We start from the raw sequence: 13,307 nt of genomic DNA on the forward strand, positions 1-13,307 counted from the left end.
CACCGCGTCTCCCACGCCACGTCTCGACGATCAGTTCGCGACGACGTACTCCGATCCCGACTGCTCGACGTAGCCGTGATTCGACAGCGAGTTGAGCACACTCAGGATGTTGATCTGTTTCATCGAGAGGAATTCGCCGAGCTCGTCGGCCGTTGCCCCGCCGCTGGCTTCAAGATAGATATACACGAGTTTCGCGCGGGCTGACTCGAGGTCGTCCGGAACGGGACCGATTTGCGTCGCAGGACGGTGCGTTTGTGACGTCATTGTCGACAGAACGGGCCACGTTCTTGTATATAAATTTGCACGTAGTTGGGGTACTAGTGAATATTATGACTCTATATGTGTTGCGCCATCAAGTAACAAACTACGTCGAGCGACCCGACCACGACGCAAAAACGACGTTTTACGGGTCTCCCGTTCCCAGCAGGAGACATGACTCCGGACGAGCGACCGACTCCGCCGCCGGAACTGGACAGCGTAAGCGACGAGACGCGCGACGAACTCATCGCACAAGACGAAGCGACGCTGCGTGCTGTGAGTTCCTATCTCGAAACGCTGGCCGCGTGGAAAGACCAGCACGACGGCGAGGACACGTCATCGTCAGACGGTCTCGAGCCGGAGACGTATCCCGACGGCGTCCCGAAACGAGCGACAGTCTCGGTGACGGAAATCGCGGGAACCGAGTACTACTATTATCAATGGCGTGACGGTGACGAGATTCGGTCGGAAACGGTACGGCGGTAGTTTCTCGTCCGATCGACCGCGCCGTCAAACCGACTCGTACGCGCCAAGTCGCGTTCCATCGAGCAGGTACGCCTCGCCGTCAGCCACCCCCGCGGGCAGAAACGGCGAGAGAAACGACTGGCCAGCCACGTTGATCCACGTCCCACCAACGAGGTCGTTGAACGCGGGCATGACGACCACGCGCGGCGGGTCCGTTTCTGCTACGAGCCACGACACGCCCTCATACTCGGGCCGCTCGCGAAACGGCTCGGGTTCGAGGCGACCGCGAAGCCACGCGCGTTCGACGCGACTCCCGCCGACTTCGTCCGTAAGCCGCACGCAGGGGTGTTCGTGACCTAGACAGACGACCTCAGTCTCGAGGACCGCCGGATCGGGCCAGGTATGGCCGTGGCAGACGCCGAGATTGCCGAGGGCGATCCCCCCGCCGGGGACGATGTCGACCGTCGCATCGATTTCGTCGCTCTCGTCGAGCCAGGTCTCGATGCGACCGTCGTGATTGCCCTTGACGACCGTCACCGCGAGGTCGGCCGGGAACGATTCGAACAGTACCTCGAGCTCGCCGCGTTCGGCCCCGCCCGGGTCGCCGATCGAGTGCATGAGATCGCCGAGGACGACAAGCCGATCGGGCCGGGTGCGGTCACACAGCGCCAGCAATCGCTCCCGGCGGTCGGCCGCATGATTTGGAACCTCGACGCCGCGGTCGTATCGCAGGCCAGCCTCGTAGCCAGCGTGGTAGTCGGCGACGAGTAACACGCGCTCGCCTGCGATCGTGGCGGTCGCGGCCGGTTCGCCGGGGACGGGTTCGACGCGTGCTGGCGGCGACACATCCCCAGGATCGGAACGAGTTGAATCGCCTCGCATCGCGGTCGATCAGATCGCTTTCAGCGTCTCGTCGTCGGGTTCGTAACACTGCCCGCCCATCAGCGCGTCCTGGATCGCATCTTCGACCTCGTCGGCAGGAACGCCAGTGTCGTCGACGACCGTCTCGATCACTGCGGTTCGGTCGGCACCGTCGCCGTCGTCGAGTTCCTCCATCGTCTCAACGACGTAGTCCTCGAGGTCGACGTCGGCGGCTGGTTCGTCGTCGCTCGCAGCGTCATCGGTGTCCGCGGCGGGTTCTGGTTCCACGGTTTCGGGTGCCGGTTCGTCGGACGCCGCTGTGTCGAGGCCGGACTCGGGCGCTGTGCCGATCTCGCTGTCCTGTTCGGTGGCGTCCTCGGGTGCCGATTCTCCCGCGAGCGTGTCCTCGGTTTCGGCAGGGTCGGGCACCTCGATATCGGCTTCGCCGGGATCGTCGACCTCGCTCCCGGTCGTAAACTCCGCGCCGAACTCCGCTTCGAGCTGTTCGCGTTCCTCCTCGTCCATCTCGTACATCCCGTCGTCAACGTCACCGGCGTCGAAGTCACCGCGGTCGTCCGTCGTGTCGTCCTCGTCTTCGGTCTCGAGCGTGTCGGCGGCTGCGGCATCGCTCTCCGCTGGCTCGTCGCTCGCTGGCTCACTGGCTGTCGGCTCGGACTCGGTCTCCGGCTCGGCGGTCTCGTCACCGTCTGTCTCGTGGTCGGCGTCGACCGTCTCGGTTTCGAGGTCGGTTTCGGGTTCGAGGTCTGCCGTCTCCGACGGCGTACTCGTCGCCGTGCCGGCCGCGGCCCCGGCACCTGCGTCCGCCGTATCGCCGGCCGTCGCCGCAACCGGTTCCACCGATCGGTCGTCCGACGGCGTGTCGGGCTCGGGTTCGACGTTGGCCTCGAGCGCGTCGAGTTCGAGATCGGCGAGATCGGCAAGCGACGCCGCCGTCGCGTCGAAGTCCGGGCTCGTCGCGTCAGGGACGAGCTCGAGGCCGGTCACCTGGTCGCGTTCGCCCGCGACGACTTCGACCGCCTCGAGTGCACAGTCACGCAGCGCCGCGAGATACGACGGCGTCGTGCCGTAGTGGTCCTGTGCAAGCGGGATCCCGGCTGCAAGGCCGGATTCGACGCCAGCCTCACGGAGGGTGTCGGTCAGGGCGTCGCCCTCGACATCGAGTTCGGCTGCTCCGGCGGCGGTGCCGACGCGCTCGAGCGTTCGCTCGGCCGCGCTGACGACCCAGCGGTCGCGGGTATCGGCGTCGACCGCCGCGATACTCTCGGGCCGGATCGAGGTGTAGACCTGATCCGAATCGTCGGGCTGGAAGGTCCGGGCCTTGCCCGTCACCGCGACGAAGGCGGGAGGTGTCGCTTGCTCGAGGAATGCCAGTTCGTCGGGTTGGTACTGGCCGGCGTAGACGACGAACGCGCCGGTTGGGTCGACGACGCGGGCACGGACCATCTCGTCATTGACCGACGTGACTTCGGTGAGCGTCCCGACGACGAACACGCGGTTGAGCCGCGCGCCGGTCGGCGAGATGACGTAGTTCGGCGCGCGTTCCTCGTCGCTTTCGGCATACGAGAGCGAGGCGTCATCGTACTCGGCCGCGAACAGGCGGTAAGCGATTTCCCGTCCGGGAATCTCGTCGCCGTTCTCGTTGCCGTTCGCGCTCATGCGTCCACCTCCTCGAGGAAGGCCGTCGCACGCGCGGCCGGATCGTCGTCGCTCTCGGCGAACGTTTCGGCGTCTAAATTCGCCCCGTATTCGTCAACCGAGAGGTGTCCGCGCACGCGGTACTCGCGGCCGACGATGCGCTCGCGGATCGTCTCGGCGACGACCTCCTGATCCATGGCTTCACGAGCCTGTTCTAAGGCGTCTTCTAAGGTTCCGCCGTAGACCCGTTCGGTCAGTTCGTCGTCGAGGACGACCGTGACGGCACCAGTCCCATCGTCGAGGATCGCCTTGACGCGCAGGTCGTCGATACCGTCGACGTCGCCGTGGGTACGACACTGCCCTTTCTGGATAACGCGGTAACACTCCGGACAGCGTTGGATCAGCCCGGAGCCGTCACGAACCGCCAGCAGGTTGCCCACGACTTCGACGTCGTAGACGCCGCCGGTGGCGACCGCGTCGCCGATATCCATCGTCGCGGTATCGCTGCCGACGTCGATCTCGCGGTCGAGTGCGGTGACCGTCGAGAACTCGGAGACGTTGACTTCGGGGACGCCGCGGAACTCCTGGACGTAAGCGTTCTCGATGCGAACCGAGCCGCCCTCTTCGATTTCGGGGGCGGGGTCCCAGTTCGTAAACGGAAGCCGACCGCTCTCGTCGCCGAAAACACCGCTCAGGATGTCCGTCTCGCCGTCGCGGCCATCGATCGTCTTCCGTTCACACTCGAGGACGCTGACTTCGATCGTGACGGCACGATCGCCCGTCTGCAGATCGGCCAGTTGGGCGTCGCCGCCGATCTTGTATGGGACCTCGAGCGACTCCTCGAGGAAGGAAAGCGAGGTGCTCTCGCCGAGATTGAGTTCGGGCTCGCCGTCCCACTCGCGGACGCCCGCGTTGCCCGCGGTGATCGTCTCGCTCGGCGAGAGCCCGAAGTCCTCCCACGCCGTGTAGTCGATGGCACCGGTCTCGTCAGCCAGTCGGCCTTCGACGATGACGTGATCGGAGCCCTGATAGCGGATCGATCGTTTGCCGGCCGTCAGGACGACGCCGGTAACGGTGACTGAGCTATCCTCTGGCGTGATCTCCGCAACGTCTTTCGACGATGGTGCCCCACCACCGCCACTGGATCCATCGCCGTACTTCCGTCGGAGGCTCTGGACGGCTTCGTCGATCGGGACGCTGTACTCCACTAGATTCTGCAGGTCAGCTTTGACCTCCTCTTTGTCGACACCGAGGTCGGAGGCGAGATCCTCGGCACGCTCGTCGAGTTCCATCGTTTTCCTTTCGAGGTGGGGCTTAAAAAGCGTTCCCGCAGGAGGGTGGAAGTGAACAGCGACGACCAGTCAAGCGACCGTCAGGGGCGCGGTGCGGCCTTCTGGAGTGCCGTCTCGGCGATATTGCCGCCGTAGTCGGCGCTTCGGGACAGCGAGTCGACGATCAACCCGAGCGACTGGGCCTGCACCGGGTCGAGGTCCCGAAGCATATCGTCGATCTGGCGGGTGTGTTGGTCGATCTCGAGGACGGCCTCGCGGGCACTGTGCCCGAGCCGGTTTGCCTCGTCGGTCTCCTCGGCGAACAGTGCGTCCATCGATTTCTCCAGGATCGTTGCTGCGTCCTCGTGGAGGGCCTCGAGCGCCTCAGCGACGTCCGCGGGAATCTCGTCGAGTTTGAGTGCGAGATTGCTAATCTTGGCGGCGTGGTCGGCGACGCGCTCGAGTTGGCGGGCACTCGAGTGGAGGTCGAAACAGTCCTCGCGGGGAACACCGAGTTCTTCGGCCGCTCGCGGGGAGCGAAGCGTCGCCCGGAAGATCCGTGAGACGACGAGCCAGAGTCGATCGACGTCGTCGTCGCGCTCGATCACGTCGTGTGCGATGTCGTCGTCGTTCTCGATCAACGCCGTAATCGCGTCCTCGAGCATCGACTGGGAGATCAGGCGCATCCGCGTGACGGCGTTGACGATCGACAGCTCCGAGGAATCGAGTAAGTCCTGAATGACCACGCTATCGGTCGTCTCCTCTAAGACTTCGACGCCGACCAGTCCCTGCGTCGCACTGCGGATCGCCCGGCGCTGGTCGGTCGTGATTCGGCCCGCCTCGAGGCGAATGATGTCGAACCCGCTGACGTACATCGTCATCACGGCCCGGGTAAGCCGTTCGCCCTCGAGCTGCGAGATGTCGAGGGTTCCCTCCTGCCGTTCGGTTTCGCTCCGGGGCGTCAGCAACAGCGCGTCGTCTTCGGGGTAGAACTCCACGGTCGTGCCGGCGCTGACGTTGTTCTCGGTCGCCCACGTCTTTGGTAGCGAGACGGTGTAGGTCGATCCACCCGTCACCTGGACCTTTCGCGTCTCCATATAGCGGGATTCGACCGATCGAATATAAATATGGGCAAATCTATAGAGTGTTGCCGAGATGCGCCCTCAATTCGACTCGATGGATTGCTCGATACGCTTTCGAATGCGTATCTCCGCCACACAATCACGCTCCTAGAATATCCGACAGCTATATAGAGCGTCTACGGTTGCCGACGTTTCTCCTCGCTTCCGCACGGAAGCCTCGCTCTCTTGCACGTCCCAGTGCAATCGTCGGCCATGATCGGTGCCTATACAATCGGTAAGAAATCGGCCACGTTCGGGTACAGACGATACGGGGTACCGGGGCGATCGCCTCCGGCGGAGCGGCACTGGCTGGATACATTGTCGTCCGGCGAGCGCTGAAATCGTCGACGAACGACGGGACAGTCGACTCGGCGATCGACACGGACGAACTCGGCACGCCTATCGATATCGACGGCGTTCAGTCGTCGGTCGACGAGGACACCGACGAGAGCACCGACACGGCTGGCGACGGCGACTCGAGCACCGGCGAAAGGTAACTCAAACACGCGGGTCACGACGCTCGACACTCGTCACGTCCGGTCGGACTGCTGTCGATCGGCGGTTACGAGATTCTACAGTTTACCTTCAGGTTTATACTCAGCCAAGCTGACAGTAAAACATGGAACGTGGCGTCCGTCGCCGTCTCGATGCCCTCATCGCACTTGTATCACTGCTGCTTGGCATTGTCCTCACAATCATCGTTTTTAGCGATCGGATCGGCGGCTTGGTCGTCGTTGGGTCGTTTTTCGCGGGAGTGTTCATCGGAGTACTGGCGCTGTGGTACGCAGAGGGGTAAGCGGCGTCGGTTCAGACGGCGAGCACGCCTATCGGACAATAGCGCCCTCCGAGAAGCCAGAACTGATCAGCGCGTTCCGCGAACCCGCTCGAGCACCGCGAGCGTCCCGTCGGCGCGGACCTCCTCAAGGACCTCGTCGGCGGCCGCTTTGGCCACCTCGTCGGCGTTGTTGACGGCGAACCCACGACCGACGGCCTCGAACGTCGAAACGTCGTTGACCGAATCGCCGATCGCGACGCAGTCCTCGAGATCGATACTGGTCTGCTCGGCGATCGTCTCGAGTCCCGCCCCCTTGCTCGGATTCGTATCTTTGACGTGGTAGGCGTAGCCGGTGTCGATCACCTCGAGCCCGTGCTTGGCGGCGATCTCGCGCAGCGGCTCGAGGGGCTGTTCTAAGTTGACAGCGATTTCGGTTTCGCGCCAGCGGTTGACGGTGTCTTCGTTGCCCCAGCCGAGGTCGTAGCCCGCGGCTCGGTACTCCTCGGTGACGGCCTGGGCAGCCTCGCGGTCGGCGGTGAAAAAGACGTCGTCGCCGGTGTAGACGACGCCGCCGTTTTCGGCGACGACGAGTTCGGGAATTCCGATGAAGTGACAGAGCGCAACGGGGTAGGGAAAGGCCTTCCCGGTGGCGATCACGACGGGCGCGTCCCATTCGCGGAGCGGATCGAAGACGCGGGGATCGATACCCCATCCCTGGGGACGGGTCAGGGTACCGTCGACGTCGAGGACGAGCGGCGGGTCAGCGGTCATAGCCGTGACTCGAGGGCTGGGTGACCTAAAGCGGTCGGTTCAAGCGTGATCGATACTGACGGCCGCAAACCGATTACTTGCGACGGGCGACAACAGCGCCATGTGTTGGTTGTCAAACAAACCGCAGGAAAGCGGGCCGTGGATGAAGCGTCCCGCATCAGAGTGCGAGGTAGCCCGCGTTGGGCAACAGTCCGACCAGATAGAGCACCCCGAGAACGAACATGAACTCCGTGATCGCCATCGCCGGCGGGTCGACGTGGGTCCCGGAGTGGGAGTAGAAGATTCGCTGGCTTACCTCGGCGAGCAGGCCGGAGATCGCACCGAAGACACCGGCGACGAGCAATGCAACCGGTTCACTTCCGAGAGCCGGCATCGCGATGATCGCACCGACCGCGCCAAGCAGCGTGATGTGGTGGGTGACCGGAATCTTCTCGACGCCGAGGTTGAGAAACAGCAGGCTCATCGCGGAGATCGCATACCCCAGGAAGATACTCCCGGTCTCGAGCCAGATGTACCCGCCGAGGATTCCACCGATGACGCCGATGGTCGCCACGCCGGACCACTCGTACTGGTGGGGGAGCCAGGGCTCGGTCGCTAACCGGTCGGTTTCTGTGCCGCCGTCGGCAGCCATCCGTTTTTCCTCGCGCTCGAACGGCGACATATCGAGAATGCTCGAGCCAGCCACCTTGCCGACGAGCGGGTAGCCGAAGGCGAGGCGAGCCAGGAAGGCCGTCGCGACGACCGAGAGCGCGATGTTGTCCGTCGGGAAGCCGATTCCGTTTAGCACCTGCGTGATGAGCATGCCGACTACGCCGAAGATCGCCCCGACGGCGAGGATGTCTGGTTTGGTCCCGAAGGCGTACAGGATGTTCTTTCCGAAGTGGTAGTCCCAGCCGGCGGGTTCCATCTCGGGATAGCGCCGTCCGGCATAGGCTGTCGCGGCGACACCGCCAGCGAAGGCGATATGGGGACCAGTCACCGCGCCGAAGCCGATCGTCCCGGTAATGCCAGCGCCGAGTTCGGCTGCCGGAATTCCTTCGACCGCACCGACTTCGCGCTGCAGGATCGCGATACCTTCGCCGAGGAAGACGACGAAGCCCGTAAAGACGAACGACGGCAGTGCACCGAGTGCTGCACCGAACGCACCGCCAGCGAGGGCGGTAATGAGCAGGAGGACGAACGCGTCGGTCTCCATTCCGATAACCGGAATCTGAAGCAGCGTCTGGACCATCGCTTACTCCTCACTGTCCCGCGCCCAGTCGCGCGCTCGGTCGACGGCGTCATCCCAGCGGTCGTATCGCTGATCGGCGGTGTCCGGATCCATCTCGGGTTCGAACTCGGCGTCGATCTGCCAGTTGCTCCGCAACTCGTCGGGATCGCTCCAGTAGCCGACTGCGAGGCCAGCCGCGTAGGCCGACCCGAGCGCCGTCGTCTCGTCGACCACCGGGCGGACGATCTCCGAGCCGATGATGTCCGACTGGAGTTGACAGAGGAAGTTGTTCTTGACCGCGCCGCCGTCGACTTTCAGTGACGTCATCTCGATCCCCGAGTCGGCCTCCATCGCTTCGGCGACGTCGCGGGTCTGGTAGGCGATCGACTCGAGGGTCGCGCGGACGACGTGTTCTTTGCGGGTGCCACGTGTCATCCCGACGATGGTGCCGCGTGCGCGCTGATCCCAGTGGGGTGCGCCAAGTCCAGTAAACGCGGGGACGACGTAGACGCCATCGGTCGTATCGACACTGCGGGCCAGTTCCGCCGTCTCGGCAGGATCGTCGATCAGCGTCATGTCCTCGAGCCACTCGATCGCGGCGCCGGTGACGAAGATCGCGCCCTCGAGTGCGTACTGGACGTCTTCACCCGAGCGCTGGAACCCGATCGTCGTCAACAGGCCGTGGTCGGATTCGACGGCCTCGTTGCCGGTGTTCATCAGGAAGAACGAGCCGGTGCCGTAGGTGTTCTTCGCGTCGCCGGCATCGAAACAGGTCTGACCGAACAGGGCCGCCTGCTGGTCGCCAAGCGCACCCGCGACGGGCACCTCGGCCTCGAGGAAGCCGTCGGGATCAGTCGTCCCGTAGGTGGCGTCGTCGCTCGAGGGGCGGACCTCGGGGAGCATCGCCTCGGGAATGTTAAACTCCGCCAGCAAGTCGTCGTCCCACGCGAGATCGTGGATGTTGTAGAGCATCGTCCGCGAGGCGTTCGTGACTTCGGTAATGTGGTTGCCCGTGAGGTTGTAGATCAACCACGTATCGATGGTCCCGAACAGGACCTCACCCTGCTCTGCGCGGTCGCGGATGTCCGCGGGGCGCGTGCGCTCGAGTTTGATCGGGTCGGCGTTGTCGAGGAGCCACTCGGCTTTCGTCGCCGAGAAGTAGGCGTCGGCCTCGAGGCCGGTTTTGTCGCGGATGGTTTCGACCATTCCCTCCTCTTCGAGTTGCTCGACGCGATCGGTCGTCCGACGGTCCTGCCAGACGATGGCGTTGTGGACGGGATTGCCGGTGTCTGCATCCCACAGCAGCGTCGTCTCTCGCTGGTTGGTCACGCCGATAGCCTCGAGCTGATCGGGGCCGATACCCGCCTGCCCGAGGGCCTGTCTGATGACGGCTTTGGTGTTCTCCCAGATTTCCGTCGGATCGTGCTCGACCCAGCCGGGTTCGGGATAGATCTGTTCGTGTTTCTCGTAGGCGTTCGCGACGACCTGTCCCTCGTGATCGAAGACGATGAAGCGGGTGCCGGTCGTTCCCTGGTCTACCGCACCGACGTAGGTATTGGTTGTCATAGGTGTTATCCACACTCGCGCGCGATGTCTTTACTGACGGACGCGTTCTAATAGTAAACAATTCCTACAATCATTATAAAAGTTACCGAACTCATAACACGGCCATCATAAGATGGTGTGAGAATTTAGGCAGTGTGAACGCTATAAGCGCTATTCTCAGAAGAAAATCGACATGCGGTCGCTGTGTGTCGTTCGGATCAACTGACTACCAGCCCCGATATCAGCCCATTGTTATGGCTGTTCCTTTGCCGTCGATAAAATAAAGGTGTGGCTGTCCGTAGTGGCTTCTGAAGGAATGGCCCGTGACACGGAGGTTCTCGTCCTCGGCGGCGGCTCGACTGGCTGTGGCATCGCCCGCGATCTGGCGATGCGGGGCCTCGAGGTCACGCTCGTCGAGCGAGGCAACCTCACAGACGGAACGACCGGTCGGATGCACGGCCTGCTCCACAGCGGCGGGCGATATGCCGTCTCCGACCAGGCCAGTGCGACGGAGTGTATCGAAGAAAACGAGGTCCTTCGGGAGATCGCCGGTCACTGCGTCGAGGAGACCGGCGGGCTGTTCGTCCAGCGACCCGAGGACTCGGACGACTACTTCCAGGAGAAACTCGAGGGCTGTCGGGAGTGTGGGATCCCCGCCCGCGTGCTCTCGGGGTCGGAAGCCCGCGAGGTCGAACCCTACCTCGCGGACGATATCAAACGGGCGATCGAGGTCCCCGACGGTGCTGTCGACCCGTTCCGACTCTGCGTCGCGAACGCAATCGACGCCCAGAACCACGGCGCACGCATCGAGACTCACGCCGAAGTGATCGACCTCCTGCGCGACGGCGACGACATTTACGGCGTCGAGGTGCGCCACGACTCGGGTCCCGGCAAACGCACGCACGCCACGTCCGGGACCACCGAGGAGATCACCGCCGAGTACGTCGTCAACGCGACCGGCGCATGGGCCGGCCAGATCGGTGCGATGGCCGACCTCGAGATCGCAGTCCGCCCCTCCAAGGGCGTGATGACGATCATGAACGTCCGGCAGGTCGACACCGTAATCAACCGCTGCCATCCGAAAGGCGACGCTGACATCGTCGTCCCCCACGAGACGACCGCAATCTTAGGCACGACCGACGAGGAGGTCGCCGATCCGGACGACTATCCCGAAGAACAGTGGGAGGTCGATCAGATGATCGACACCCTCTCGGAACTGGTGCCGATCCTCGAGGAAGCCCGGACAATCCGCTCGTTCTGGGGCGTCCGCCCCCTCTACGAGCCGCCGGGAACCGGCACGCAGGACCCGACCGACATTACCCGGGACTTCTTCCTGCTCGATCACGCCGACCGCGACGGTGTCGCGGGGATGTCCAGCATCGTCGGCGGCAAGTTCACTACCTATCGGATGATGGCCGAACAGATCTCGGATCACGTCTGCGAGAAACTGGGTGTAAACGCTGCCTGTACGACCGCCGACGAGCCACTGCCCGGCAGCGAAAACATCGCGACGCTCGAGGCCGGGATGGACGACTTCGGCCTGCGCTCGCCGGTCGCCCGCCGGAGCAGACAGCGGCTCGGGAGTCGGGCGTGCGAGGTGCTCGAGACCGACGAGCCGAACCCGGTGATCTGCCAGTGTGAGGGCGTCACGCGCGCGGAGATCAAAGATGCCATCGCCCAGTCAGGGACGGACCTGAACGCGGTTCGCATCCGGACGCGGGCCTCGATGGGGAACTGCCAGGGTGGCTTTTGCTGTCAACCCATGGCGAACGAACTCCACCCCGAATACGACGAGGAGATGGTCCGCGAGGCACTCGACGAACTCTTTCAGGAACGCTGGAAAGGCGAGCGCCACGCGCTGTGGGGCGAACAGCTCTCGCAAGCGATGCTCAACTACGCCTTGCATGCGACGACGATGAATCGGGATCGCGATCCCGCAAGCGAGACGTCGACCGTTGATTTCGCGGCCTTCGACGACGGCCGAGCCGAGAGAGACCGGATCGACGGGATCCGAGGGGGCCGCTAGATGGCGATCGAAGACGACGTCCTCGTGATCGGCGGCGGCCTCGCAGGCGCAACCGCTGCACTCGCCGCGGTAGACGAAGGCGCGCAGGTGCGACTCGTTTCGCACAAACAGAGCACGCTTCGCAACGCCAGCGGGTTGATCGACGTGTTGGGATACACACCGGCGGGCAACGGCCCGCTCGTGGACCCGTTCGAGGCGCTGGCCGACCTCCCGGAGGGCCACCCCTACGAGCGCGTGGGGCTCGAGGGGGTCCGTGAGGCCCTCGCGTTTTTCGACGAGATCGCGGGCGACGCCTACGACGGCGGCCACACGGACGCGAACGCACTCGTCCCGACCCATGGCGGCACGGTCAAGCCGACCGCCAGATACCCAGTTTCGACCGCCGCCGGCCTCGCAAGCGACGACCGCGATACCCTGCTCGTCGGCTTCGAGACGCTGCCGGACTTCGAGGCCCCCCTTGCGGCCGCGCATCTCGAGGCCGCCGGCGCTCCCTTCGCGGCCCGTGGCGTGACGGTTCGGTTCCCCGGGGTCGTCCGAGACGACGCGAAGGTCACGCGCTATGCTCACCTGCTCGACCACGACGAAACCGTGGAGACGGCAGCGGGCGAGACGACCGCGCGCGATGCGCTCGCCGATATCGTCCGGTCCCAACTCGAGGACGAGAGCCGCGTCGGCTTCCCCGCGATCCTCGGAGACGATCACGCCGACGCAGTCAGAGCCGACCTCGCGGAGCGACTCGGCGTCGACGTCTTCGAGGTCCCGATGGGGCCGCCGAGCCTGCCCGGGCTACGACTCGAGGACCTGCTCTACGACGCGCTCGAGGACGCCGGCGTCCGAGTGACGACAGGTGTGCCGGTAATCGAGTACAAGACCGACACCAGCGGGCGAATCGACCACGTCGTCGTCGACCGCAACGGAACCGAGATCCCCCATCACGCCGACCAGTACGTGCTTGCGACGGGCGGGCTGGTCGGTAAGGGCGTGCGATCGGAGCGCAAGCGAGTGTTCGAGCCGATCTTTGACTGTCACGTTCCCCATCCGGCGGACCGCTACGACTGGTTCGTCGACGATGTCTTCGGCGACCAACCCTACGCACGATTCGGCCTGCCGGTCGACCGCGACCTCCGACCGCTCGATCCCGGCGACGAGCCCGAACTTTCGAATCTTCGTGCAGCTGGCGCGGTGCTTGGCGGCTACGACTTCGCGGCAGAGAAATCCGGCAGCGGCGTCTCGCTCGCGACGGGCTACGTTGCAGGCCAGCGTGCGGGGACGGAGGCGGGACAATGACCGGCACGGGCGAGTCACGCGACTCGAGTGGCGAACGCGATCGACCGAGTATGGATGAACG

General features: G+C 64.3%; 12 protein-coding genes and 1 pseudogene. 5 read left to right on the forward strand and 8 right to left on the reverse strand.

The genetic code is table 11. The annotated features are described in order from the left end of the window. Positions 1-30 precede the first annotated feature (30 nt). Positions 31-264: a helix-turn-helix domain-containing protein gene (locus C476_RS14420; protein ID WP_008014230.1), complete on the reverse strand. Its 234-nt coding sequence runs from the start codon at positions 262-264 to the stop codon at positions 31-33. A gap of 168 nt (positions 265-432) precedes the next feature. Between C476_RS14420 and C476_RS14425 the strand changes: the two genes are divergently transcribed. Next, a complete protein-coding gene (locus C476_RS14425) occupies positions 433-744 on the forward strand; it encodes a hypothetical protein (protein ID WP_008014231.1) in 312 nt (103 codons plus the stop codon). 24 nt (positions 745-768) lie between these two features. Here C476_RS14425 and C476_RS14430 read toward each other — a convergent pair whose 3' ends face one another. The 4 genes from C476_RS14430 to C476_RS14445 form a co-directional block, all read right to left on the reverse strand. Then, positions 769-1,605, reverse strand: a complete 837-nt coding sequence (locus C476_RS14430; RefSeq protein ID WP_049911912.1) for a metallophosphoesterase — start codon at positions 1,603-1,605, stop codon at positions 769-771. Positions 1,606-1,614: 9 nt separating this feature from the next. Next, entirely contained in the window at positions 1,615-3,261 is a 1,647-nt protein-coding gene (locus tag C476_RS14435; RefSeq protein WP_008014233.1) for a hypothetical protein, read from the reverse strand. Beyond that, positions 3,258-4,532 (reverse strand): Single-stranded DNA binding protein, encoded by a 1,275-nt coding sequence (locus C476_RS14440; RefSeq protein ID WP_008014234.1) that lies wholly within the window; start codon positions 4,530-4,532, stop codon positions 3,258-3,260. Before C476_RS14440 ends, C476_RS14435 begins: the two co-directional genes overlap by 4 nt. A gap of 80 nt (positions 4,533-4,612) precedes the next feature. Then, positions 4,613-5,608 (reverse strand): phosphate uptake regulator PhoU, encoded by a 996-nt coding sequence (locus C476_RS14445; RefSeq protein ID WP_008014235.1) that lies wholly within the window; start codon positions 5,606-5,608, stop codon positions 4,613-4,615. A gap of 237 nt (positions 5,609-5,845) precedes the next feature. On the opposite strand from C476_RS14445, the pseudogene C476_RS19415 reads away from it, so the two are divergent. Further along, positions 5,846-6,129 (forward strand): annotated as a pseudogene (locus C476_RS19415) (hypothetical protein). A 122-nt stretch (positions 6,130-6,251) separates the two neighbouring features. Next, positions 6,252-6,428 (forward strand): hypothetical protein, encoded by a 177-nt coding sequence (locus C476_RS19015; RefSeq protein ID WP_008014237.1) that lies wholly within the window; start codon positions 6,252-6,254, stop codon positions 6,426-6,428. Positions 6,429-6,494: 66 nt separating this feature from the next. On the opposite strand, the gene C476_RS14455 is transcribed toward C476_RS19015, so the two are convergent. The 3 genes from C476_RS14455 to glpK all read right to left on the reverse strand — a co-directional run bounded on the left by C476_RS14455 (position 6,495) and on the right by glpK (position 9,954). Next, positions 6,495-7,178 (reverse strand): HAD-IIB family hydrolase, encoded by a 684-nt coding sequence (locus tag C476_RS14455; protein ID WP_008014238.1) that lies wholly within the window; start codon positions 7,176-7,178, stop codon positions 6,495-6,497. Positions 7,179-7,335: 157 nt separating this feature from the next. Continuing rightward, complete coding sequence (locus tag C476_RS14460) at positions 7,336-8,409, reverse strand: hypothetical protein (protein ID WP_008014240.1); 1,074 nt, start codon at positions 8,407-8,409, stop codon at positions 7,336-7,338. A gap of 3 nt (positions 8,410-8,412) precedes the next feature. After that, the gene (gene glpK / locus C476_RS14465) at positions 8,413-9,954 is read right to left on the reverse strand and encodes a glycerol kinase GlpK (RefSeq protein ID WP_008014242.1); all 1,542 of its coding nucleotides are present in this window, start codon (positions 9,952-9,954) and stop codon (positions 8,413-8,415) included. 295 nt (positions 9,955-10,249) lie between these two features. Here glpK and glpA point away from each other — a divergent pair, with 295 nt between their 5' ends. Together glpA and glpB are read left to right on the forward strand one after the other, a co-directional pair. Then, positions 10,250-11,959, forward strand: coding sequence for an anaerobic glycerol-3-phosphate dehydrogenase subunit GlpA (gene glpA, locus C476_RS14470; RefSeq protein ID WP_008014245.1), 1,710 nt, complete (start codon positions 10,250-10,252; stop codon positions 11,957-11,959). Next, entirely contained in the window at positions 11,960-13,246 is a 1,287-nt protein-coding gene (gene glpB / locus C476_RS14475; RefSeq protein WP_008014248.1) for a glycerol-3-phosphate dehydrogenase subunit GlpB, read from the forward strand. Positions 13,247-13,307: the final 61 nt, after the last annotated feature.

The organism is Natrinema limicola JCM 13563, from assembly GCF_000337475.1.
GTDB classification, from domain to species: Archaea; Halobacteriota; Halobacteria; order Halobacteriales; family Natrialbaceae; genus Natrinema; species Natrinema limicola.

What these genes read in the sequence shown, in the direction of transcription:
- C476_RS14420 (WP_008014230.1), bottom strand. Translation starts at nt 264, where the DNA reads ATGACGTCACAAACGCACCGTCCTGCGACGCAAATCGGTCCCGTTCCG.
- C476_RS14425 (WP_008014231.1), top strand. Translation starts at nt 433, where the DNA reads ATGACTCCGGACGAGCGACCGACTCCGCCGCCGGAACTGGACAGCGTA.
- C476_RS14430 (WP_049911912.1), bottom strand. Translation starts at nt 1,605, where the DNA reads ATGCGAGGCGATTCAACTCGTTCCGATCCTGGGGATGTGTCGCCGCCA.
- C476_RS14435 (WP_008014233.1), bottom strand. Translation starts at nt 3,261, where the DNA reads ATGAGCGCGAACGGCAACGAGAACGGCGACGAGATTCCCGGACGGGAA.
- C476_RS14440 (WP_008014234.1), bottom strand. Translation starts at nt 4,532, where the DNA reads ATGGAACTCGACGAGCGTGCCGAGGATCTCGCCTCCGACCTCGGTGTC.
- C476_RS14445 (WP_008014235.1), bottom strand. Translation starts at nt 5,608, where the DNA reads ATGGAGACGCGAAAGGTCCAGGTGACGGGTGGATCGACCTACACCGTC.
- C476_RS19015 (WP_008014237.1), top strand. Translation starts at nt 6,252, where the DNA reads ATGGAACGTGGCGTCCGTCGCCGTCTCGATGCCCTCATCGCACTTGTA.
- C476_RS14455 (WP_008014238.1), bottom strand. Translation starts at nt 7,178, where the DNA reads ATGACCGCTGACCCGCCGCTCGTCCTCGACGTCGACGGTACCCTGACC.
- C476_RS14460 (WP_008014240.1), bottom strand. Translation starts at nt 8,409, where the DNA reads ATGGTCCAGACGCTGCTTCAGATTCCGGTTATCGGAATGGAGACCGAC.
- glpK (WP_008014242.1), bottom strand. Translation starts at nt 9,954, where the DNA reads ATGACAACCAATACCTACGTCGGTGCGGTAGACCAGGGAACGACCGGC.
- glpA (WP_008014245.1), top strand. Translation starts at nt 10,250, where the DNA reads ATGGCCCGTGACACGGAGGTTCTCGTCCTCGGCGGCGGCTCGACTGGC.
- glpB (WP_008014248.1), top strand. Translation starts at nt 11,960, where the DNA reads ATGGCGATCGAAGACGACGTCCTCGTGATCGGCGGCGGCCTCGCAGGC.